Origin of the sequence: Bradyrhizobium sp. I71, from assembly GCF_022354745.1 — a bacterium.
Classification (GTDB): Bacteria; Pseudomonadota; Alphaproteobacteria; order Rhizobiales; family Xanthobacteraceae; genus Bradyrhizobium; species Bradyrhizobium liaoningense.
Genome location: NZ_CP059398.1, coordinates 6,216,841 through 6,239,304, shown reverse-complemented (window position 1 = coordinate 6,239,304; position 22,464 = coordinate 6,216,841). Strand labels below are relative to the sequence as shown.

At 64.2% G+C, this 22,464-nt stretch carries 19 protein-coding genes; 9 read left to right on the top strand and 10 right to left on the bottom strand.

The window, feature by feature from the left end; all coding sequences use genetic code 11:
* Positions 1-85: 85 nt before the first annotated feature.
* The 9 genes from ytfQ to FJV43_RS29775 form a co-directional block, all read right to left on the bottom strand.
* On the bottom strand, positions 86-1,051 hold the full coding sequence (gene ytfQ, locus FJV43_RS29815; protein WP_239622548.1) for a galactofuranose ABC transporter, galactofuranose-binding protein YtfQ: 966 nt from the start codon (positions 1,049-1,051) through the stop codon (positions 86-88).
* 789 nt (positions 1,052-1,840) lie between these two features.
* Positions 1,841-3,013, bottom strand: a complete 1,173-nt coding sequence (locus FJV43_RS29810) for a fumarylacetoacetate hydrolase family protein (RefSeq protein ID WP_239622547.1) — start codon at positions 3,011-3,013, stop codon at positions 1,841-1,843.
* 124 nt (positions 3,014-3,137) lie between these two features.
* Positions 3,138-4,196, bottom strand: a complete 1,059-nt coding sequence (locus FJV43_RS29805; protein ID WP_239622546.1) for a putative sulfate exporter family transporter — start codon at positions 4,194-4,196, stop codon at positions 3,138-3,140.
* Between the two features lie 111 nt (positions 4,197-4,307).
* On the bottom strand, positions 4,308-4,586 hold the full coding sequence (locus FJV43_RS29800; RefSeq protein ID WP_239622545.1) for a hypothetical protein: 279 nt from the start codon (positions 4,584-4,586) through the stop codon (positions 4,308-4,310).
* Positions 4,587-4,692: 106 nt separating this feature from the next.
* Positions 4,693-5,406, bottom strand: coding sequence for an ABC transporter ATP-binding protein (locus tag FJV43_RS29795; protein ID WP_239622544.1), 714 nt, complete (start codon positions 5,404-5,406; stop codon positions 4,693-4,695).
* Positions 5,403-6,158 carry an ABC transporter ATP-binding protein gene (locus tag FJV43_RS29790; protein WP_239622543.1) on the bottom strand — a complete coding sequence of 252 codons (756 nt, stop codon included), beginning with the start codon at positions 6,156-6,158 and terminating at the stop codon, positions 5,403-5,405. Before FJV43_RS29790 ends, FJV43_RS29795 begins: the two co-directional genes overlap by 4 nt.
* A 3-nt stretch (positions 6,159-6,161) precedes the next feature.
* The gene (locus FJV43_RS29785) at positions 6,162-7,181 is read right to left on the bottom strand and encodes a branched-chain amino acid ABC transporter permease (protein ID WP_239622542.1); all 1,020 of its coding nucleotides are present in this window, start codon (positions 7,179-7,181) and stop codon (positions 6,162-6,164) included.
* Positions 7,178-8,080, bottom strand: a complete 903-nt coding sequence (locus FJV43_RS29780; RefSeq protein ID WP_239622541.1) for a branched-chain amino acid ABC transporter permease — start codon at positions 8,078-8,080, stop codon at positions 7,178-7,180. The genes FJV43_RS29785 and FJV43_RS29780 overlap by 4 nt, the downstream gene beginning before the upstream one ends.
* Positions 8,081-8,167: 87 nt before the next feature.
* Positions 8,168-9,427 carry an ABC transporter substrate-binding protein gene (locus FJV43_RS29775; protein ID WP_239622540.1) on the bottom strand — a complete coding sequence of 420 codons (1,260 nt, stop codon included), beginning with the start codon at positions 9,425-9,427 and terminating at the stop codon, positions 8,168-8,170.
* Between the two features lie 173 nt (positions 9,428-9,600).
* Here FJV43_RS29775 and FJV43_RS29770 point away from each other — a divergent pair, with 173 nt between their 5' ends.
* Genes FJV43_RS29770 through FJV43_RS29760 form a run of 3 tightly spaced genes read left to right on the top strand, consistent with a single transcriptional unit; the run spans position 9,601 to position 13,642 of the window.
* Complete coding sequence (locus FJV43_RS29770) at positions 9,601-11,094, top strand: AMP-binding protein (protein WP_239622539.1); 1,494 nt, start codon at positions 9,601-9,603, stop codon at positions 11,092-11,094.
* On the top strand, positions 11,091-11,732 hold the full coding sequence (locus FJV43_RS29765; RefSeq protein ID WP_239622538.1) for a TetR/AcrR family transcriptional regulator: 642 nt from the start codon (positions 11,091-11,093) through the stop codon (positions 11,730-11,732). Before FJV43_RS29770 ends, FJV43_RS29765 begins: the two co-directional genes overlap by 4 nt.
* On the top strand, positions 11,729-13,642 hold the full coding sequence (locus tag FJV43_RS29760; protein ID WP_239622537.1) for an NAD(P)/FAD-dependent oxidoreductase: 1,914 nt from the start codon (positions 11,729-11,731) through the stop codon (positions 13,640-13,642). Before FJV43_RS29765 ends, FJV43_RS29760 begins: the two co-directional genes overlap by 4 nt.
* Before the next feature lie 192 nt (positions 13,643-13,834).
* Here the strand turns inward: FJV43_RS29760 and ald are convergent, their stop codons facing one another.
* Positions 13,835-14,950: an alanine dehydrogenase gene (ald, locus tag FJV43_RS29755; protein WP_239622536.1), complete on the bottom strand. Its 1,116-nt coding sequence runs from the start codon at positions 14,948-14,950 to the stop codon at positions 13,835-13,837.
* 144 nt (positions 14,951-15,094) lie between these two features.
* On the opposite strand from ald, the gene FJV43_RS29750 reads away from it, so the two are divergent.
* From FJV43_RS29750 to FJV43_RS29725, 6 genes are all read left to right on the top strand, one after another.
* A complete protein-coding gene (locus FJV43_RS29750; RefSeq protein ID WP_239622535.1) occupies positions 15,095-15,574 on the top strand; it encodes an Lrp/AsnC family transcriptional regulator in 480 nt (159 codons plus the stop codon).
* A gap of 138 nt (positions 15,575-15,712) precedes the next feature.
* On the top strand, positions 15,713-16,204 hold the full coding sequence (locus tag FJV43_RS29745) for a (2Fe-2S)-binding protein (protein ID WP_239622534.1): 492 nt from the start codon (positions 15,713-15,715) through the stop codon (positions 16,202-16,204).
* Positions 16,201-17,217 (top strand): xanthine dehydrogenase family protein subunit M, encoded by a 1,017-nt coding sequence (locus tag FJV43_RS29740; protein ID WP_239622533.1) that lies wholly within the window; start codon positions 16,201-16,203, stop codon positions 17,215-17,217. The genes FJV43_RS29745 and FJV43_RS29740 overlap by 4 nt, the downstream gene beginning before the upstream one ends.
* A gap of 7 nt (positions 17,218-17,224) precedes the next feature.
* Positions 17,225-19,426: a xanthine dehydrogenase family protein molybdopterin-binding subunit gene (locus FJV43_RS29735; RefSeq protein WP_239622532.1), complete on the top strand. Its 2,202-nt coding sequence runs from the start codon at positions 17,225-17,227 to the stop codon at positions 19,424-19,426.
* Positions 19,427-19,525: 99 nt separating this feature from the next.
* Positions 19,526-21,883, top strand: a complete 2,358-nt coding sequence (locus FJV43_RS29730) for an Orn/Lys/Arg decarboxylase N-terminal domain-containing protein (protein ID WP_239622531.1) — start codon at positions 19,526-19,528, stop codon at positions 21,881-21,883.
* Positions 21,884-21,888: 5 nt separating this feature from the next.
* Positions 21,889-22,464 carry a GNAT family N-acetyltransferase gene (locus tag FJV43_RS29725; protein ID WP_239622530.1) on the top strand — a complete coding sequence of 192 codons (576 nt, stop codon included), beginning with the start codon at positions 21,889-21,891 and terminating at the stop codon, positions 22,462-22,464.

The following is a 22,464-nucleotide window of genomic DNA, read 5'->3' as shown; positions in this document are numbered from 1 at the left end:
ACGCGCACGTCCAGCCTATTCGTTCCCCGCAGCGGTTTCGAAGGGGGCACCGGACTGCTGGAAGCAGTCCGGCGTATTGCCCGCCTCAGTAACCGAGGCCCTTCTTGCTGTCGTAGATCTTCTGCGGATCGTCCGCCGCGGTATAGAGCTTGGACTCGGTCTGGATCCATTTCGGTGGAACCGTACCCTTCTCCTTGAACGCCGCGATGGCATCGAGCGCGGGGCCGGCCATGTTCGGCGTCAGCTCGACCGTGGCATTGGCCTCGCCCGCAGCCATCGCCTTGAAGATGTCGGGCACGGCGTCGATCGAGACGGTGAGGATCTCCTTGCCGGGCTTGAGGCCAGCTTCCTTCATGGCCTGGATCGCGCCGACCATCATATCGTCGTTGTGGGCATAGACCGCGCAGATCGACTTGCCGCCGCCTTCGGCCTTGATGAAGCTCTCCATCACCTCTTTGCCCTTGGCGCGGGTGAAGTCACCGGTTTGGCTGCGCACCACCTTCAGATTCGCATGCTTGGCGATCGCGGTGTCAAAGCCCTTCTTGCGGTTGGCTGCGACGCTGGCGCCGACCGTGCCCTGCAACTCGACGATGTTGCAGGCCTTCGTCCCGACGGTCTTGGCGAGCCAGTCGCCGGCGACGGCGCCTTCGTGCACGCTGTCCGAAGTAACAGCAGTGAGATAGAGGTCCTTGCCTGAGGGGTCGATGTCGCGGTCGAGCAGCACGACCGGGATCTTGGCTTCCTTGGCTTCCTTCAGCACCGAATCCCAGCCGGTCGAGACGACGGGCGCGAGGAAGATCGCATCAACGTTCTGCGCGATGAAGGAGCGGATCGCCTTGATCTGGTTCTCCTGCTTCTGCTGCGCGTCGGCGATCTTGAGATTGACCTTCCGCTTGGCGGCTTCCTGCTTGGAGACCGAGGTCTCGGCCGCGCGCCAGCCGGATTCCGATCCGATCTGCGAGAAGCCGATGGTGAGTTGGGCGGCGTTAGCCGGCAAGGTGAGCATCAACGCGGCCGCGGCGCTGGCCGCAAATAGAGCTTTGAGGGTCATCAGGCGTGTCTCCCAAGATGTTTATCCGGGGCGCCTATTGGTATCATGGCACCCGTAGGCCGGCCCTTGAGGCGGCGGAAGGCACTATTTCACGGAAGATCGGTTCCGACTAGTCATATTATTTTACTATTCGCCGCAAAAAGTTCGGGTAGTGCGGCGCGCGGTTTTAAGACACGCTCTGCGCGATTTTGTTCCAGCGATGCAACGGGGAGATGAACGGAAATTGCGAGCTGCTGCGACAGCGATGACGAGTTTCACCCGCGCTGAGAGGGTTGGGGTAAGGGCCCATCCAGCGACGGTGATAAACGGACCCGCGACCTCTCCTCCCCGTCATTGCGAGCGCAGCGAGACAATCCAGAATCCCTCCGAGGAAAGACTCTGAATTGCTTCCGCCTTCGCCGAAGGCTTCGGCGGACAAATCGCTGCGCTCGCAATGAAGGAGTAGATAGAGAGCTCTGCGTATGTCAGCCAGAGCGACCAGTGGCAGGTCCCTCATCCGCCACGCTTTGCGTGTCGGCCTCCCCCTGCATGCGGCAGGGCTATCGCATAGGAGTTCTCGGCGGGGCCTGAGCGCACGCCTCGTCCTTCGAGACGACCGCAGAGCCTGTCATCGGGCCGCGCTATGCGCGGACCCGGTGGCGGTCTCCTCTCCATGAACCACCTGTCAGACGACGTCTGGCAGGTGGTTCATGGAGAGGGCCCGCCGACGGCGGGCGTCTCGAAGGATGGACACAGAGGAATCGCTCCCATATGCGATTGCCCTGCCGCATGCGGGGAGAGGCGCAGAAACTAGATCAGCTTCCGTTGCGCCAGGTTCTTCATCAGCGCGCCGATGCCAAACGTCCACGGCTCACACTCGTCGCTGGTGCGCATGCGGTTGACGAGCTTGCCGAGTTGGGGCGCGGAGATCGTGACGATGTCGTCGCGCTTGTGGGTGAACCCCTGCCCCGGCGCATCGCGATCCTTGACCGGTGCGAACATCGTTCCCAGGAACAGCACGAAGCCATCAGGGTATTGATGGATCTTGCCGATGGTCTGCGCGACCAGATCGGTCGGATCGCGGCTGATCTTGCTGATCGAGGAATGGCCGTCGAGAACGAAGCCGTCCGTGCCCGTGACATTCAGGCTGATGTCCAGCTTGCGCGCGTCGTCGAGCGTAAAACTGTCGTCGAACAGGCGCAGCAGCGGGCCGATTGCGCAGGACGCGTTGTTGTCCTTGGCCTTGGACAGCAGCAGCGCCGAACGGCCCTCGAAGTCGCGCAGGTTCACATCGTTACCGAGCGCCCCGCCGACGATCTTGCCATGGCTGGAGACGAACAGCACCAGTTCGGGCTCCGGATTGTTCCAGGTCGATTTCGGATGCAGGCCGGCGTCCATGCCGGTGCCGACCGACGACAGCGTCGGCGCCTTGGTGAAGACTTCAGCGTCGGGGCCGATGCCGACCTCGAGATACTGGCTCCAGGCGTTCTGATCGATCAGCACCTGTTTCAGGTGCATCGCCTGGTCCGAGCCCGGCTTGAGCTTGGACAGATCGTCTCCGATCAGACGCGTGACCTCTTTCCGGATCGCTTCGGCCGAAGCCGGATTGCCCTTGGCGCGCTCCTCGATCACGCGCTCCAGCATCGAGATGGCGAAGGTGACGCCGGCGGCTTTCAGCGTCTGGAGGTCGACCGGCGCGAGCAGCCACGGTTTCTTGGGGTCACGCCCGTCGGGTGCCGTGTTGGCAACAATTGTTTCGAGGTCGCCGATACGCTCGCCCTTGGTCGTGGTCAGCGCCTGAGCGGGATTGTCTTCTTCGCAGAGCGCGCTGATGGTCGGGAATCTCGCGGTGACATCGAACACGCCGTCGCCGCGCACGGCGACCACGGCCGGACCATCGACCTGCGGCAGCCAGACGCGGCCGGCCAATGTTCCCCGCGTGCCGTCCTCGGGCAGAAGATCCTTCACGGTCAATGTCGTCATGGCCGGCGTCCTCGCTGTTTCTGAGGATCAGCCGCGCTCGAAGACGGCCGATCACATTGGCGAAGACCAATAAACGTCTGGCGGGGGAAGTCCAGAGCGGCAGCGAGGCCGCGTCCTGTTCCAATCACTTGAACCAGTGCACCAGCGCGATGCTGATGCCGAGCAGCAGCAGCAGCGAGAGCGTGACGGCGGCCGTCACCCTGCCTCCGACATTGGCGAGCACGCGGACGTCGACACCCAAGCCGAGTGCGGCCATCGACACCACGGTGAGAAAACTGGTGATCTTCGTCACGGGGCCGACCACCGTCGCCGGCACGATTTCGAGGGAGCGCAGGGTCGCCAGCGCGAGAAAGCCGAGGATGAACCACGGGACCAGGCGGAAGAAGCCGACATTGGTCTTCTTGGCATCGGCCTGCCAGCGCGAGGCGACCAGCGACAAGCCGACGACGACGGGCCCGAGCATCAGGACGCGCATCAGCTTGACCAGCGTGCCGATCTGGGTCGCGACGAGTCCCGCCGGCACCGTTGCGGCCAGCACCTGCGGCACCGCATAGACGGTGAGGCCCGCGAGGATGCCGTATTGCGTGGCCGACAATTGCAGCAGCGGGATCAGGAGCGGCAGGCCAAGCACCATCATCACGCCAAGGATGGCGGTGAAGGAGATCGAGGATGCGATCTCGTCGTTGTTGGCACCGATGATCGGCGCCACAGCAGCAATCGCCGAATTCCCGCAAATCGAGTTGCCGCAGGCGATCAGGATCGACAGGCGTGTCGACAGACCCAACAGACGGCTGAGACCGAAAGAGACACATAGCGCGATCACGACGACGGCCGCGATCGAGACGAGAAGCGCGATGCCCGAGGCGGCGATCGCGGCGAAGCTGATCGAGGCTCCCAGCAGCATGACCGCGACCTCGAGCAGCTGTTTTGCGCTGAAGGCGATCCCGGCCTGCCACCGCTGTGCCGGCTTCCAGAAGCTGCGGAGCGCCATGCCAAGCAGGATCGCCATGACGAGCGCTTCGACATAGGGATGCTCGAACATACCCAGCTCGGCGCGCTCCAGCAGGGCGGAGACGCCGGCGACCAGAACGCAAAGGAGAATGCCGGGAATCAGCGACGCAATGCGGCTTGCGGCTGTGGCCGGCTTGGCGTCGGCCGGGCTGGATGCTTGATTCTGCGACACAAATCTCTCCCTGAAGAGAAAGATTTATACGCAGCATGGCCCGGGAGGGAAATAAGTTTTCGACATATCAGGCCCGAGGGGAGTTCTATCCTCAGCCCGGGGTAACCAGCCTCAGAAGATCAGGCTCTTGGCGAGGGAAGCGACGCGGCTGAAGCCATCATAGACGCCGGGCTCGAAAAAGGCGGCGCGAGCAAGCACGATACCCGCAACCAGCGACCAGAACAGGCCGGTGCCGGCGCGCAGCAAAAGCTTCGACGTACGCGACCGCGGCTGGGTGTCCGTCGCGGACACCAATTGCTCGCCGAAGGGTTCAAATCCGGTACGTTCCATGGCTCTGGCCAATCCATCAAATTCTGATGGGAATGTCGTCGTTTCGGCCGCAAACAGCAATGGAAGCGATTGGCGTTTTTGTCCTCGCGGAGGAAATCTCCTTCCGTCGGACTGGCGCGGAACGATAGTTTTCTTCTTCCGGCCTATTTGAACACCGGCACCCGACTCACAGGGCCAGATAGCGGCGCCGGATTGCCTCGTTGGCCCTGAGTTCGTCGATCCCGGCGGCATAGACGATCTGGCCCTTGTCGATGACGGTGGCGTGGCTTGCGAGCCCCAGGCAGAAATGCATGTTCTGCTCGGCGATCAGCACGGTCGATCCGAGCTGGCGGAGCTGCCGCAACAGCTCGCCGATCCGCTGCACGATGATCGGCGCGAGCCCCTCGCTCGGCTCGTCCAGCAGCAGCAGCGCCGGATTACCCATCAGCGTGCGAGCGATCGCCAGCATCTGCTGCTCGCCGCCCGAGAGACGCCCGGCAATGCGATGGCGCAGCGGCTCCAGGAGCGGAAAGACCTCATAGATGCGCTTGATCGGCCATTCGTCCTGGCCGTCCGGTCCCTTCTTCTTCCCGATGACGAGATTGTCCTCCACCGTGTGCTCCGGAAAAATCTGGCGATCCTCCGGCACGAAGCCGAGGCCGGCGCGCGCGATGGTGTGCGGCTTAAGACCGGAGATTACAGTCCCGCGCAGGCTCACCCTGCCCCGCCGCGGCGGCGCCAGCCCCATGATCGCCTTCATCGTCGTCGACTTGCCGGCGCCGTTGCGACCGAGCAGCGCCATCGTTTCGCCCTGCCGCACCGACAGCCCGACGCCGAACAGGATCTGGCTGGTGCCGTAGTAGACATCGAGATCGGCGACTTCGATGACGGCGGTGCTCATGCGGCGGCTCCCGCATGCTCGGTCCCGAGATAGGCATCGATCACGGCGCTGTTGCTGCGGATCTCGTCGGGCGTGCCGATGGCGAGGATGCGGCCGTAGCACAGCACGACGATCTTGGGTGCGATCTTGAACACGATGTCCATGTCGTGCTCGATGAAGACGACCGTAATCTTCTGGATCTCCCAGAGCTCGCGCACCTTGTCGATCATGCGCCAGCGCTCCTCCGGCCCCATCCCGGCTGTCGGCTCGTCAAGAAGCAGCACTTTCGGTTCGAGCACGAGTGCCAGCGCAATGTCGAGCAGCTTCTGGTCGCCATGCGACAGCGTCGCTGCCGTGCGATGACGCTTGCTCGCCAAACCCAGCAGCTCCATCACATGTTCGGCGCGGTCGCGCGTCTCGGGTAGCGGGAAGCGCTTGTGCAGCACCGCGGAAGTGCGCTGATCGGCGCTGACGGCGGCGAGCATGGTTTCCTCTACCGTCAGCGACTTGAAGATGCTCGCGACCTGGAAGGCGCGGCCGATGCCGTACCGCACGATCTCGGGCGGCGAGCGGCCGGCAAGATCGACGCCGTCGAGCAGAACCTGGCCGGAATCCGGTTTCAAGGCGCCGGTGATCAGGTTGAAGAAGGTGCTCTTGCCGGCGCCGTTCGGCCCGATTACGGCGGTGAGCGAGCCGTCGGGGAAATCGAGCGAGACGTCGTTGGTCGCCTTCACGCCACCGAAGGATTTTGCGAGGTTGCGGATCTCGAGCATTGGCTAGCGCCCCTTGCCTGCATCGCGCCGATCCCAAAGCCATTCGGCGACGAAATCCAGCAGGCCCTTGCGCAGGCCCAGCGCGAAGAACAGGATAACCACGCCGAGCACGATGCCATGATACTCGGTGAACCGCGTCACGGTGTCGTTGAGCAGGAGCAGCAACACCGTGCCGACCATCGGGCCGAGGAACGTCGAGACGCCGCCGAGCATGTTGATGAAAATGCCCTCGCCCGAGATCGTCCAATAGGCGAACTCCGGATAGGCACCCGACACGAACAGCGCCATCACCATGCCACCCATCGACGCGAACAGCGCGGCCAGCACGAACACGGTGAGTTTTGCGCGCCAGACGTCGATGCCGAGGAAGCTCGCGCGCGCGGCGTTGTCGCGGATCATGCGCAGCGTGTAGCCGAACGGCGACTGCGCGATCTGGCGCATCGCGAGCAGGCCGAGGATGAGCAGCGCGCAGCTCGTGACATAGAGATGGACATGATTGGACAGATCGATGCCGAGAAAGACGGGCCGCGGGATGCCGCCGCGCAGGCCCTGATCGCCGCCGGTGAACGAGGCCCAGGACAGGATGGTCGAGTGGATCAGCATCTGAAAGGCGAGCGTGACGAAGGCGAAATAGATCTCCTTCAGCCGCACGCAGATCGCGCCGATGACTGTCGCAAAGACCGCCGTGATGGCCAATGCCGCGACGAAAGCCACCGGAATCGGCACGCCGAGCTTCTGCATGATCAGGCCGAAGCTGTAGGCACCAAGGCCGAAGAACATGCCGTGCCCGAACGAGGTCAGGCCGGTGTAGCCGACCAGGAGGTTGAGCGAGGTCGCGAACAGACCATAGGCCGAGCAGCGGATGACGAAATCGAGCAGCGCCTTGCTGCCGGTGAACAATGGCAGGCTCGCCAGCACGGCGAAGGCGATCAGCGCGATCAGCACGTCGCGATAACGTCGCAGCACGGCACCGCTGCGCACCGGCACCAGAGCTTGCGCGCGTCCGGCCTCCAGCTCGGTCATGCCGCCTCCTTGCCGAACAGGCCGGTGGGCTTTGAGACCAGCACGATCACCATGAACAGATACATCAGGCCTTCCGTGAACAGGGGAAATCCGAGCGACCCGAAGGAACGGATCAGGCCGAGCAGCAGCGCGCCGATCAGCGCGCCCAGGATCGAGCCCATGCCGCCGATCACCGTGACGATGAAGGACTCGATCAACACCGAGAAGCCCATGCCGGGAGTCAGCGAGCGCACCGGCGCTGCCAGCGCCCCGGCAAGACCCGCCAGCATGCCGCCGAGCGCGAACACGCCGCCATAGATCAGGCCGGTGTTGATGCCGAGCGCCGACACCATGCCGGGATTGTGCGCGGCCGCGCGGATCACCTTGCCGATGTGGCTGCGCGACAGGCCGATGCCGAGCACGATGGCGGCGAGAAGCGCGACACCGATCAGCAGCAGATAGTAAGGCGGCACCACGCCGCCGGCGATGAACAGCGGCATCACCTGGAAGGCCGCCGGCATGCCCATCGCCTTGAACTCGGGCCCCCAGATGATGCGCACGACGTCGTCGAAGATCAGCACGAAGGCGTAGCAGACGAGGAGCTGCATCAGGACGTCGGCGCCATAGACGCGGCTCATGAAGACACGCTCGAAGATCAGGCCGAGAACCGCGGTGCCGGCCGCGCCCGCGAGCATCGCCAGCGCAAAACTGCCGGTGAGCTGATAGGCCGTCATCGCGAAATAGGCGCCGAACATATAGAAGGCGCCGTGGCTGAAATTGACCACCTTGAGCACGCCGAAGATCAGCGTCAGCCCGACGGCGACGAGGAACAGCAGCATGCCGATGATGAGGCCGCTGGTGGTTTGCGTCACCAGGCACGCGGAACTGGAGAGACAGCCGGCAAGCGCATCGAGATCCACGGGAGCACTTTCATTGCGACGCGCCTGACACGGCGCGGAAAAGGACACGACGGCGGAGACGGTCACCCGTCCCCGCCGCTTGCGCGATCAGGTATAGCCCTTGCTCTTCTTCCACTCGGCTTCCAGCTCGAAGATGGTCTTCCAGTCCCCGGCCTTGACTTCGGGCACGTACGGCTCCTGTGGGATCGTCGTGCCCCAGCCGATGGCGTAGCCGACGAGGGTGTGATCGTCGCCGCGCATGGTCACGGTGCCGTCGGCACCGAACGGGCACTTGATCGTGAGGCCCTTCAGAACCTCTGCGATCTTCTTGCCGTCGGCCGAGTTCGCCTTCTTCGCAGCTTCCGCCATCAGCATGATTGCGGTGGCATTCTCCCACGACCAGTTGGTCGGATATTCATTGAACTTTGCCTTGTAGGCATCGCCCCAGGCAGCATTCTCCGGCGTGGTCGGGAAAGTCTTGATGTAGCGGTTGCCGGAGTGGATGCCCTTGGGCAGGTTCTTCACCACGGTGAGCGCAGTGTAGTCAGCCATATTGACCGCGAACACTTCCATCTGGCCGAACATCGCGTAGATGTTGGCCTGGTCGATATAGGAGGTGAGATCGCCGCCCCACAGGCAGGAATAGAGCGCCTGCGGTTTGGCTTGCAGGATCTTCGTCACCACCTCGGTGTAGTCAGGCTGGAACAGCTTCGGCCAGGACTCGCTGATGATCTCGACCTCGGGCGCGAAGCGCTTCAGGTACAGCGTGAACTCCGCCGTGGTGTCGCGGCCATAGGCATAATCCGGCGAGCAGGTCGCCCATTTCTTCAAGCCCTTCGCCTTGGCGATCGCAGCGGCATAGCTGCCGCCGACGATGGAGTCGTGCACGCCCTGCCGCGCGGTACGGAACGCGTTGGGAATGTGCTGCTTGGGATCGGCGGTCAGAGCCGAGGTCTCCGAATTGGTGTGAATGCAGAAGACGCCGAGATCGCGCGCGACCTCGTGCACCGCGAAGGCACCGGAGGAGGCTTCGGCATCGATCATGAGCTCGCAGCCGTCGGTGTTGACGAGTTCGCGCGCGACGCGGGCGGCTTCCTGCGGCTGGCCCTTGGAGTCGCGGATCACCATCTCGATCTGCCGGCCGGCAAGGCCACCGACAGCGTTGACCTTCTCGACCTCGAGCATCACCGCATTGCGCGAGGACGTGCCGAGCTGCGCAACGCGGCCCGACAGGATCGTCGGCATTCCGATCTTGATGGTCTTGGCTTGCGCACGCGCCACCCAGGGCGCGGCAACACTCATCGCACCGGCGCCCATCAGCGCCAGTGTTGAACGGCGGCTGATGCCCGGCGTGCGGGTCCTCGTCATTTTCCCCTCCCTCTTTCGGGTCGGCGTTTCCTGATCCCTGTCGGAGATCGTCTCGTCTCCGTGTCTCGAAGGATTTCAGAGGTAGGGGGGTGACGTCAAGCCAAAGATGAATTACGAGTCAGAATTCATCAGGGAAGGAAACGAGGCCAAGAATTGGCCCGAAACCAGCGCAAATGATCAATCTGTCGAGCTTCATCGCCTTTCATGCCCGACGCACGCCGGCGCGGCCCGCGCTGAAATATCGCGGCGAGGTGATTTCCTACGCGGCGCTTGATGCACGCGTCCGCAAGGCCGCCGGGTGGCTCGCCGCGCAGGGCATCGGCCCTGGCGATGTCGTGGCCGTATTGATGAAGAACAGCGCGGCATTCCTGGAACTGGTGTTTGCCACCAGTCATCTCGGCGCAGTCTTCTTGCCGATCAACTTCCGCCTCTCACGCGATGAGGTCGGCTACATCGCCGGCAATGCCGGCGCGCGCCTGCTGATCGTCGATGAAGAGCTGGCAGCGAATGCCGCGGGCGCGAAGAGTGTCGTGCTCGATGAGGCCGCGCAGCACAGCGTCGTGCGTCTCGCGAGCAGCGCTGCACCCGCGCCGATGCATCCGCGCCAGCCATCGGACCTGATGCGGCTGATGTACACCTCGGGCACGACCGACCGCCCCAAGGGCGTGATGCTCTCTTACGATAATTTCTACTGGAAGTCCGCCGATCAGACGATTGCGCTCGGCCTCAGAGCCGAGACGCGGCTTCTCGTCGTCGGTCCGCTCTATCACGTCGGTGCACTCGACCTGCCGGGCATCGCCGTGCTCTGGCATGGCGGCTTTATCCGCATCGAGCGCAATTTCGAGCCGGAGACGGCGCTTGCGGCGATCGCCGAGGACAGGCTCAACGCCGCCTGGTTCGCGCCGGTCATGACCACGGCGATGCTCACCTGCCCCACCCGCGATCGCTACGACGTCTCCAGCCTGACATGGGCGATCGGCGGCGGCGAGAAGACGCCGGAGTTGCGCATCCGCGCCTTCTCCGAATACTTCCGCAACGCGCGCTATATCGACGCCTATGGCCTCACCGAGACCGTCGGCGGCGACACGTTCATGGAGGCCGGCCGCGAGATCGAGAAGATCGGCTCCACCGGCCGCGCCATCGCCCATGTCGAGATCGAGATTCGCGACGAGGACGGCAAGATCGTGCCACCGAACGTCAATGGCGAGATCTGCCTGCGCGGGCCGAAAATCACGCGCGGCTACTGGAAGGATTCGGACAAGACGGCCTCGGCCTTCTTCGGCGACTGGTTCCGCAGCGGCGACGTCGGCTATCTCGACGACGAGGGCTTTCTGTACCTGACCGACCGCAAGAAGGACATGATCATCTCCGGCGGCGAGAACATCGCCTCCTCCGAGGTCGAGCGCGTCATCTACGATCTGCCCGAGGTGCGCGAGGTCGCCGTGATCGGCCTGCGCGATGCGCGCTGGGGAGAGCGACCGGTCGCCATCGTCGTGCTGGCTGACGGCGCCAGCCTCGACCTCTCTGCCCTCACCGAACATTGCCGTGCGCGGCTGGCGAGCTTCAAGGTGCCGAAACAGCTCGTCGTCCGCGACAGCCTGCCGCGCAATCCAAGCGGAAAGATCCTCAAGCGCGTGCTGCGCGCCGAGCTGGAGACGTCTGAATGACGCAAGTGAACGCCAAGGTGACGAAGCTCAACCGCGTCGAGCGCAACGCCTGGACCAAGCAGAAGATCTTCGAGGCCGCCACCAAGGTCGTGGGCAGATACGGCTATGCCGAAGCCTCGGTCGCCCGCATCACCGAACAGGCCGGCGTCGCGCAGGGCACCTTCTACAATCATTTCGAGAATCGCCAGGAATTGCTCGACCAGCTCCTGCCCAAGATCGGTCTCGACATGGTCGAATTCATCCGCGCTCGCACCGGCACGGCGGATGCGGCACGGCAGGAGATCGCGCGCTTCTCCGCCTTCTTCGACTTCATCCGCGAGGTGCCGGAATTTCTGCGCATCCTCAACGAGGCCGAGTTCTTCGCACCGACCGGGTATCAGAAGCATCTCGACAACATTTCGGTCGCCTATGTCCGCATCCTGCGCCGGGCTCGTCTTGCGGGCGCGATCGAGGACTACAGCGATGAGGAATTCGAGGCGATCGTCCACATGCTGATGGGGGCGCGCGGCTATCTCAGCCGCCGCTATTCCTATTCGGAAAGCGGCGTCACCACCGTTCCCGATCACGTCATCTCCGCCTATCGCAAGCTGATGACGCGCGGCCTCTTCACTGCCTTCGGAGATCAGGACACGCCATGAACATCGAATCTCCGCACAAGCCGCTCGACTTCGCCTCGGCGATCGCCGAGGGCGATATCCGTTGCCTGCTGATGGTGCTGGTGCACATGACCGGCGACGAGAAGTGGCTGGAACCGCCCTACCTGCCCAAGCGCGATATCCGCCTGATCCCCGATCCCGAGGCCGGGGTGCCGCACGATATCCAGGACGAGATCCGCGCCGCCGTGGTCAAGCTCTTCGCCGAGGGGACGCCCAAGCCCGTCATCACCGACCCCGGCGAGGGATTGCTGCTGAGGATGATGCGCGCCTGCCTCGGCGAGAACGTCGCGCCGGAATATGCGCCCCTGATGCGCGAAGAGATGGGCTTTGTGACGCGCGAGGCACGCTGGACGGCGCGCCCTTCCGACGAGAAGCTTGCGAACCAGCACGTGCTGATCGTCGGCGCCGGTGTCTGTGCCATCGCGCTCGGCGTGGCGCTCGGCCATCTCGGCATCCCCTACACCATCGTCGAGAAGAACGAGGAACTCGGCGGCACCTGGTGGATCAACCGCTATCCCGGCTGCGGCGTCGATACGCCGAACCACTCCTATTCGTATTCGTTCGGATCGCGCAATGCCTGGACGCGCTACTTCTGCCAGCGCGAGGAGCTGCTCGGCTATTTGCTTAAGGTCGCCGACGAATACGGCATCCGCAAGCATCTTCGCGTCAACACCGAGCTGACCTCGTCGCGCTGGGACGAAGGCAAGAAGCGGTGGATTTCGACGCTGAAGACAGTGAACGGCGAAGAGATCTTCGAGTCCACCGCGCTGGTCAGTGCCATCGGCCAGCTCAACGATCCCTCACGCGCCCGCTTCGAAGGCGAAGACAGCTTCAAGGGAACGATCCTGCATTCGGCATTGTGGTCCGACAACATCAACGTCGAGGGCAAGCACGTCGCCGTGATCGGCACCGGTGCCACCTCGATGCAGCTCGTGCCCGCGATCGCCGGCCGTGCAGCCTCGGTCACGGTCTACCAGCGCAGCGCGCAATGGGCTCGGCCGGTGAAGGGCTATGCCGACCCGATCAGCGAGGGCGCACGCTGGCTGCTGGCGCATCTGCCATTCTATGTGCAGTGGTATCGCTTCAACATGTTCTGGCGCTACGGCGATGGCCTCCTTCCCTTCCTCCGCAAGGACCCGGCCTGGCCGCATCCCGAACGCGCCGTCAACAAGGGCAACGACCGGCACCGCCAGGAGCTGACGGACTTCATCCTGGCGGAACTGCAGGGACGCCCCGACCTGATCGAAAAATGCGTGCCGACCTATCCGCCCTATGGCAAGCGCATCCTGCTCGACAACAGCTGGTTCAAGACTTTGAGGCGAGACAACGTCGAACTCGTCACCGAGGCGATCGACCATTTTGACGAAAGCGGCATCGTCACTGCCGACGGCAGGCAGCGCCCGGCCGACATCATCGTCGTCGCCACCGGCTTCAAGGTGACGGAGATGGCTGCACGCCTCAACATCAGCGGGCGCGGGGGCACGAATCTGCGTGAAGCCTGGACCAACGACAATCCGACCGCGTTCCTCGGCCTCACCGTGCCGGGCTTTCCAAACTTCTTCTGCATGCTCGGTCCCAATTCAGGGCCGGCCCATGGCGGCAGCGTCATTTTCCAGTCGGAATGCCAGAGCCGCTACATCTCGGCGTGTCTCGTCGACATGATCGAACGAGACATCGCCGCGATCGATGTCCGTCAGGACGTGCTCGACGAGTATGTCCGCAAGGTCGATGCCGAGCACGAGGCGATGATCTGGACCCATCCGGGCATGAGCACCTACTACCGCAACAGCAGTGGCCGCGTGTTCTCGGCGATGCCGTGGCGTTTCGTGGATTACTGGCGCATGACGCATGATCCGGATATGAGGCAGTACACGCTGACGAAGGCTGACTGAAACTGGAGCGGCAACCAGTGCACCCTCTCCCCTTGTGGGAGAGGGTGGCTTCGCGAAGGCGAAGCCGGGTGAGGGGTATCTATCCCCACGAGCAGTCTGGCCAGTCGCGAGAACCCCTCATCCGGCGCTACGCGCCACCTTCTCCCACAAGGGGGAGAAGGAAGTGCGACATCCGCGTAACCCAACGCACCTTTACGCCGCCAGCCCGCTCTCCACCGGAGCGAACTCCAGCCCGAGGCTCTCTGCCACGGCCTTGTTCGTAATCCGCCCGCGATGCACATTGAGTCCGTTGCGCAAATGCGGGTTCTCCAGCACCGCCGCAAACCCCTTGTTCGCGAGCATCAGTCCGAACGGCAGCGTCGCATTGTTCAGCGCCTGACTCGAGGTCACCGGCACCGCGCCCGGCATGTTGGCGACGCAATAATGCACGACGCCGTCGACCTCGTAGGTCGGCTCGGCGTGCGTGGTCGGATGAGAGGTCTCGAAGCAACCGCCCTGGTCGATCGCGACGTCGACCAGCACGGCCCCCGGCCGCATCGATTTCAGCATGGCGCGCGTGACGAGCTTCGGCGCACTGGCGCCCGGCACCAGCACCGCACCGATCACGACGTCGGCGGCGAACACCTCGTCCTCGACCGATTCAATGGTCGAGAAACGCGTGCGCACGCGTCCGGCAAAGAGATCGTCCAGTTCGCGCAAGCGCGGAATCGAGCGGTCGATCACGGTGACTTCGGCCCCGAGGCCGGCGGCCATGCGCGCCGACTGGGTTCCGACCACGCCGCCGCCGAGCACGACGACGCGCGCCGGCTGCACGCCCGGTACGCCGCCCAGGAGCAAGCCGCGGCCGCCGGCCGAGCGCTTGAGCGCGGCGCCGGCGGCCTCGATGGCAAGGCGGCCGGCGACTTCGCTCATCGGGGCGAGCAGCGGGAGGTGACCGCTCGCATCCGTGACGGTCTCATAGGCGATCGCGGTGCAGCCGGAGTCGATCAGGCCCTTGGCCTGCTCCGGATCCGGCGCAAGATGAAGATAAGTAAACAGGATCTGGTTCTCGCGGAGCTGGGCCCATTCGCCCTTCTGCGGCTCCTTGACCTTCACGATCATCTCGGACTTGGCGAAGATCTCGCGGGCGGTCTCGGCAATGGACGCCCCTGCCCGCCGATACATCTCGTCGGACCCGCCGATGCCACTGCCGGCGCCGGTCTCGACCGTCACCTGGTGCCCGGCGGCGACATACTCGCGGACGGCGCCCGGGGTGAGCCCGACGCGATATTCCTGCACCTTGATCTCCTTGGGCACACCGACACGCATCCCGAGCTCCATTGCCAACGCACTGATTCCGCTCATTCATCGTAGCGACGGCGCCCGTTTGGTTTCGTGCAAATATCCGCTAGGTTTGGCACGCGCGCGCCGGTTTCCGGCGCGAAAGTGCCCTTTCACGCTGGAAACGAAACCTTGGCCCTCGACCGGAAAGACATCGCGATCCTCGCGGAACTCACGACCAATGCGCGGGCCAGCCACACCGAGCTTGCCAACAAGATCGGCCTGTCGAGCACGGCGCTGGCGCGGCGGCAGAAGGCGCTGGAGGACGACGGCTACATCCAGGGCTACCAGGCCACACTCGACCTCGCCGAGTTCGGCCTCACCACCACCGTGCTGGTTCGCATCGCGCTGGAGAGCCAGAGCGACGATGCGCTGAAGGCGTTCGAGGCTGAGGTGGTGAAATGCCCCTCAGTCGTGCGCTGCTTCCTGATGTCGGGCACCGACGACTACATCTTGATCGTGCTCGCCCGCGACATCCAGGATTTCGAGCGGATCCACCGCACCGAGCTGTCCCGCCTGCCCCGCGTCGCGCGCGTGCAATCGAGCTTCGCACTACGCGAGATCGTCAACCGCGCGGTGCCGACCGTGGTGTTCGGGGAGACGAAGCGCTGACCTCGCCCGTCCCAACCGGAGAACCGGTCGGGAACCAAGAAGCCCGTCATCCGTTGGGCGCTATTGGCCAGCGGCGGCAATGCATCCTCGCGTCACAGCCTCGGTTGCCCGGCTCGGCCTTTCCGCAGGGAACAGACCATGGCCGACATCGCGGATCAGACCCCCAAACGCATTCCGATCAACCTCGTCGTCAATGGCGCAAGGCGCACACTCGAGGTCGCGCCGTGGACCACGCTCCTGGATGCCCTGCGTGACCGCCTGGAGTTGACCGGCACCAAGAAAGGCTGTGATCACGGCCAATGCGGCGCCTGTACCGTGCTGATCGATGGAAGACGGGTCAATTCCTGCCTGACCCTCGCCGTCATGAAGGATGGCGCTGAGATCACGACGATCGAAGGCCTTGCCAAGGACGGCGCGCTGCATCCCCTGCAACAGGCCTTCATCGACCATGACGCCTTTCAGTGCGGCTATTGTACGCCGGGACAGATTTGCTCGGCGGCCGGCCTGCTGGCCGAAGGCCGTGCGCGGGATGCCGACGAGATCCGGGAGCTGATGAGCGGAAATCTCTGCCGGTGCGGCGCCTACCCCAACATCGTGGCTGCGATCGAACAGGCAATGAGCCGGTCATGAACAACTTCCACTATTCCCGCGCAAGCGACGTTGCCGACGCCATTCGCCTGCTCGCCGCCGATCCAGGCGCGAAGCTGATTGCCGGCGGCACCAACCTGATCGACCTGATGAAAGAGAACGTCGAACGGCCCTCGCGGCTGATCGACATCTCCCGCCTGCCGCTCCGCGACATCGAGGAGACTGCCGATGGCGGCCTGCGCATCGGCGCCTTGGTGCCGAATTCGGATCTCGCCTATCATCCGCTGATCGAGCAGCGCTATCCCCTGCTCGCCAGCGCCATCCTGGCAGGTGCCTCCGCGCAACTGCGCAACATGGCCTCGGTCGGTGGAAATCTGATGCAGCGAACGCGCTGCGCCTACTTCTATGACACGACGACGCCTTGCAACAAGCGAAGTCCCGGTTCGGGCTGCTCGGCAAGCGATGGTCTCAACCGGAACCATGCAATCCTCGGCACCAGCACGTCCTGCATCGCGACCAATCCCTCCGACATGAGCGTGGCGCTGGCGGCGCTCGGTGCGCTCGTCCACATTGCAGGCGCCAACGGTCAGCGCACCATCGCGCTGACCGATTTCCATCGGCTGCCGGGTGATACGCCTCACCGAGATACGAATCTCGGCAGCGGCGAGATCATCATCGCAATCGAGCTGCCGCCGCGCGGCTTTGCCCGGAACTACAGCTACCTGAAGATCCGCGACCGGCTGTCCTACGCCTTCGCCTTGGTCTCGGTCGCAGCCGCGCTCAAGCTGGAAGGCAACGCAATCGGCGAAGCGCGCCTGGCGCTCGGCGGCGTTGCCCACAAGCCCTGGCGAAGCCCCGAAGCCGAAGCGGCATTGCGCGGCCAGGCGGCAACACCGGATCATTTCGGGCGCGCCGCCGATCTGCTGCTGCAGGGAGCAACCGCTCGCTCGCACAACAGGTTCAAGATCGAGCTCGCGCGCCGAGCCGTCGTGCGTACGCTGATCCAGGCCACAGGCGCCACACCGCAATCACAAGCTCACAAGAAGATCGCATGAGGGCCCGATGAACGCCTATGTCGGAACACCAACGTCGCGCGTCGACGGCCGGGCCAAGGTCACTGGAGCTGCGAAGTATGCCGGCGAGTTCACCGCCGAGGGCCTGGTCCATGGTTTCGTGGTGGCGGCCACCATAACGCGCGGTCGTATCGTGCGGCTCGACACCAGCGAAGCGCTGAAGGTGGCTGGAGTGCTCGACGTGCTCACGCACGCCAATCGTCCTTCCCTCGCCGACAAGGACGAGGCCTGGAAGGACGAGGTGGCCCCGGAGGGTTCGCCCTTCCGGCCGCTATATGATGACTTGATCAGGTTCAACGGGCAGCCGATTGCTCTCGTCGTTGCCAAAGAATGGGAGACCGCGAAGTACGCCGCAACGCTGGTGCGGATCGATTACGAGCAGGATGGGTTTGCAACCGATCTCGAGGCCGAGCGCGGCAGTGCCCGCGAGATGGACAAGCCGCACAAGCCCCGCGGCGACGCCAAAGCAGCGCTTGCGGCCGCCCCCCTGCGGCACGAAGCGGACTACCTCATTCCGACCGAGCATCACAATCCGATGGAGCTCTATGCGACGACGACGGTCTGGGAAGGCGACGGCAAGCTCACGGTCTACGACAAGACGCAAGGCGTCCAGAACGTGCAGAAGTTCCTCTGCGGTGTGTTCGACAAGAAGCCCGAGGAGATCCGCGTGCTTTCGCCCTATGTCGGCGGCGCATTCGGTTCCGGCCTGCGGCCGCAATACCAGGTGGTGCTGGCGACGCTGGCCGCGCTCGCACTCAAGCGCTCGGTCCGCGTCGTGCTGACACGGCAGCAGATGTATGGGCTTGGCTATCGGCCGATGACCATCGAGCATGTCGCGCTCGGGGCAAGGCGCGACGGCACGCTCGATGCCGTCAGCCACGAAGCCATTGCCGTTACCTCACGCTACGAGGATTTTTCGCGCAATGACACCGGCTGGGCCGAGCAGCTTTACAAGAGCCCCAACAGCCACTTTTCCCACAAGCTGGTCGACCTCGACGTCTCGACGCCCTGCGACATGCGCGCGCCGGGCGCGGCAACGGGCGTCTTGGCGCTCGAATGCGCCATGGACGAACTGGCCGTCACGCTGAAGCTGGATCCGATCGAGCTGCGCCTGAAGTGCTACTCGGATCGCGACCAAAGCGAAGACCTCCCCTACACCAGCAAGCAATTGCGGGAATGCTACGCCCGCGGCGCGGAAGCCTTCGGCTGGGCCCGGCGCGCCCCCGCCCCGCGCTCCATGCGCGACGGCAAGGAACTGGTCGGCTGGGGCATGGCGACGGGGGTGTGGGAGGCGCTGCAGATGCCGGTCGCCGTCCGGATCGTGCTGACGGCCAACGGCCATGCCGAGGTCTCCTGCGCCGCGTCCGATATCGGCACCGGCACGTACACCATCGTGGCGCAAGTGGCGGCCGATGCTCTTGGGCTGCCGATCGAGAACATCAGCGTCAGGCTCGCCGACTCGACCTTGCCGCAAGCCCCTGTCGAGGGCGGCTCCTGGATGGCGGCGTCCAGCGCGCATGCCGTACTGGGGGCGGCCGAAGACATTCGCCATGAGCTCGCACGTCTTGCAAAGGCAATGCCAGGCTCGCCGCTCGCTAACCTCGACGCCGCCAACGTGACCCTGGTCGACGGTATGATCGCCAGCAACGGCAAGGACGGGGCTGCCGTCTCGATTGCGGATGTCATGCGCCACGGCGAGCTCGAGCGGATCGAAAAGGAGAAGCTCAACCAGTTCGCGGAGGACAAATCGCATGCCCGCAACACGCATTCGGCGGTTTTCGCCGAGGTGAAGGTCGACGAGGAGCTGGGTGTCATCCGCGTCACGCGGGTCGTGAGTGCTGTCGCCGCCGGCCGCATCCTGAACACCAAGACGGGCCGCAGCCAGGTCATGGGCGGTGTGGTCTGGGGGATCGGGATGGCGCTGCACGAGGAGACGATGATGGATCACCGCTTCGGCCGCATCATGAACGCTAACGTCGCCGAGTACCACATTCCCGTGAACGCCGACATTCACGATATCGACGTCATTTTCGTCGATGAGCCCGACGGCCGGATCAACAGGATGGGCATCAAGGGTCTCGGCGAGATCGGCATTGTCGGCGTGCCTGCGGCGATCGCAAACGCCGTCTATCACGCCACCGGCAAGCGCATCCGCCGCTTCCCGATCACGCTGGACAAGCTGCTGGACTGAGGCCGCAAATACGCGAACATTCCCGCGGCACTCGGGCGTGTCATCCAACTGTCATCGAATGTGCCGAGAGCTGTGTCTCTGCCACATTCGGGATCCGACATGGACTATTTCAAGCGCTTCAACTTCCTGTTCGCAGCACCCGTGTTCGACGCCGACGACCTCGAGGGCGTTCGCTTCAACCAGATCATCGAGGAGATCCAGCGCTCCGGATTCGAGGTGGTCCGGGCCCGCAAGCTGGAGGATGCCGAGATGGCCGTGCAGACCGATGCGGCGATCGGCTGCATGGTGGTCGACTGGGGCAAGAAGGGCCTCGAAGGCAAGACCTCGGCCCTGATCAATCTGATGCGCCGCCGGGGCCTCGACTTCCCCATCATCCTCCTGATCCGTCGCAAGCGGTTCGAGGATCTGCCAGTCGAGGTGCTCGATTTCATCGACGGCTATGTCTTTCTGTCCGAGGAGACGCCGCCCTTCATCGCCAAGAACCTGATCAGCCGTCTCAAGCAATATGCCGAGACGCTGAAGACCCCGTTCTTCGGTGCGCTGGTCGACTATGCCGAGGAAGGCAACCAGCTCTGGACCTGTCCAGGCCATAACGGCGGCGTGTTCTACAACCGCAGCCCGATCGGGCGCGTGTTCGTCGAGCATCTCGGTGAATCCGTGTTCCGTGACGACCTCGATAATTCCGTGCTCGATCTCGGCGACCTCCTCACCCATGAAGGCCCGGCGCTGAAGGCGCAGAAGGAAGCGGCCCAGATCTTCGGCGCCGAAAAGACCTATTTCGTGCTCAACGGCACCTCGACGTCGAACAAGGTCGCGCTCGGCGCCCTCGTCACCGACGGTGACCTCGTGCTGTTCGACCGCAACAACCACAAGGCCGCCCATCACGGCGCTCTGATGATCAGCGGCGGCGTCCCCATCTACGTCCCGACCGTCCGCAATGCCTGGGGCCTGATCGGCCCGATGCGCTGGGACATGCTCGACGAGAAGGCCCTGCGCGAGGCCATCCGCAACCATCCGCTGGTCGGGGACCGCGACGCCTGGCGCAAGGAGCGTCCGTTCCGCGTCGCCGTGGTCGAGCAGTGCACCTATGACGGCTCGATCCACAGCGCAGAGATGATCCTGAAGCGCATCGGCCATCTCTGCGAATACATCCTGTTCGACGAGGCCTGGGCCGGCTTCATGAAATTCCATCCGCTCTATGCCGGGCGCTTCGCCATGGGCCTGGCCAATCTTCCTCCTGAGGCGCCCGGCATCATCGCGACGCAGTCGACCCACAAGCAGCTGGCGAGCTTCTCGCAGGCCTCGCAGATCCACATCAAGGATCGTCACATCCGCGGCCAGAAGCGGCGCGTCGAGCACCGCCGCTTCAACGAGAGCTTCATGCAGCACGCATCGACGTCCCCCTTCTATCCGCTGTTCGCCTCGCTCGACGTCGGTGCGCAGATGATGAAGGGTCGCTCCGGCGAAGTGCTGTGGGACGACACGATCCGGCTCGGCATCGAGCTGCGCAAGAAGATCCGGGCGATGCGCAGGGAGTTCGAGGAGAAAGAGCAAAATCCGGAGCGGCGCTGGTTCTTCGAGCCCTTCGTTCCCGATCGGGTCGCCATTCCCGATGTCAGCCGCCCCGGCGCCGCGCACAACGTCGCCTGGGAGACGCTCTCCACCGACGAGCTCGCGACCAATCCCGCGCTGTGGCAGCTCTCCCCGGACACCAACTGGCATGGCTTTCCCGATCTCGCGGAAGGCTTTGCCATGACCGATCCGAACAAGCTGACCTTGCTCACCCCCGGATTCGATCGTGCGACCGGCGCCTATGCCGAACACGGCATCCCCGCACCGGTCGTCGCGCAATACTTGCGCGAAAACCGCATCGTCCCCGAGAAGAACGACCTCAACTCCCTGCTCTTCCTGCTCACGCCCGGCGTCGAGGCAAGCAAGGCCGGCACGCTCATCTCCGGCCTCGTCGCGTTCAAGAGGCTGCATGACGACAATGCGCTGCTGGCCGACGCGATCCCGGAATTCCATCAGCGGCGACGGGCGCGCTACGCAGGCGTGCGTCTGCGCGACCTCTGCGGCGAGATGCACCGCTTCTTCCGAGCCGCCGACGTCAGTGCGCTCCAGGCTCGGCAGTTCATGCCCGAGCACATGCCCGAGATCGCGATGTCGCCCCGCGATGCCGCGCGCTATCTGTTCCGCAACGATGTCGACTACCTGCCGATCGAGGCGATCGCCGGCCGCATCGCCACCACACCCTTCGTGGTCTATCCGCCCGGCATCGCCACCATCGTGCCCGGAGAGCGGCTGACGGAGCGGGCCAAACCCATGATCGATTATCTCAAGATGTTCGAGACCTGCTTCAACACGTTCCCGGGCTTCGACGTCGAGATCCAGGGGGTCTACAAGGAGGTCGATGCGAACGGGCGCATCGGGCTCTACACTTACGTGGTCGCCGAGTAGCGCCGATGAACGAAACAGCTGCGCGCGCGAGTGACGAGCCCGTTCTGGTCAGGCCGTCACGCGAAAGCGATGTCGAAGCGATGCTGGCGATCTACCGCCATCACGTCCGCAATGGTGTGCCGCGCGATGTCGAGGGAACCGGTGCGCCGGCGCCGGATGATTTGCGCGAGCGGCGCAAGAACCTGAAGCAGACCCGCCTGCCGCATCTGGTCGCGACCTATCGCGGCGAGGTCGTCGGCTATGCCTATGCCGTGCTGTTCCGCAAGCGTCCCGCCTATCGGTACACGGCCAAGCACTCGATCTACGTCCACCACGCGCATCTCGGCCGCGGAGTCGGACGGCTATTGCTCCAGGAATTGATCGATGCCTGTGCGGCGGCCGGCTTCCGCCAGATGATCGGCTATATCGATGCCGACAACGCGCCCTCGCTGGCGCTTCACGAGAGGTTCGGCTTCGCGCGCGCCGGCCTGCTTTGCGGCGTCGCCTATCGCCACGGCCGCTGGTCCGACACCGTGATGGTGCAGCGATCGCTCGGCGCCGGGACGACAACACCTCCGCCCATCATGACGCCGGGCCGGTAG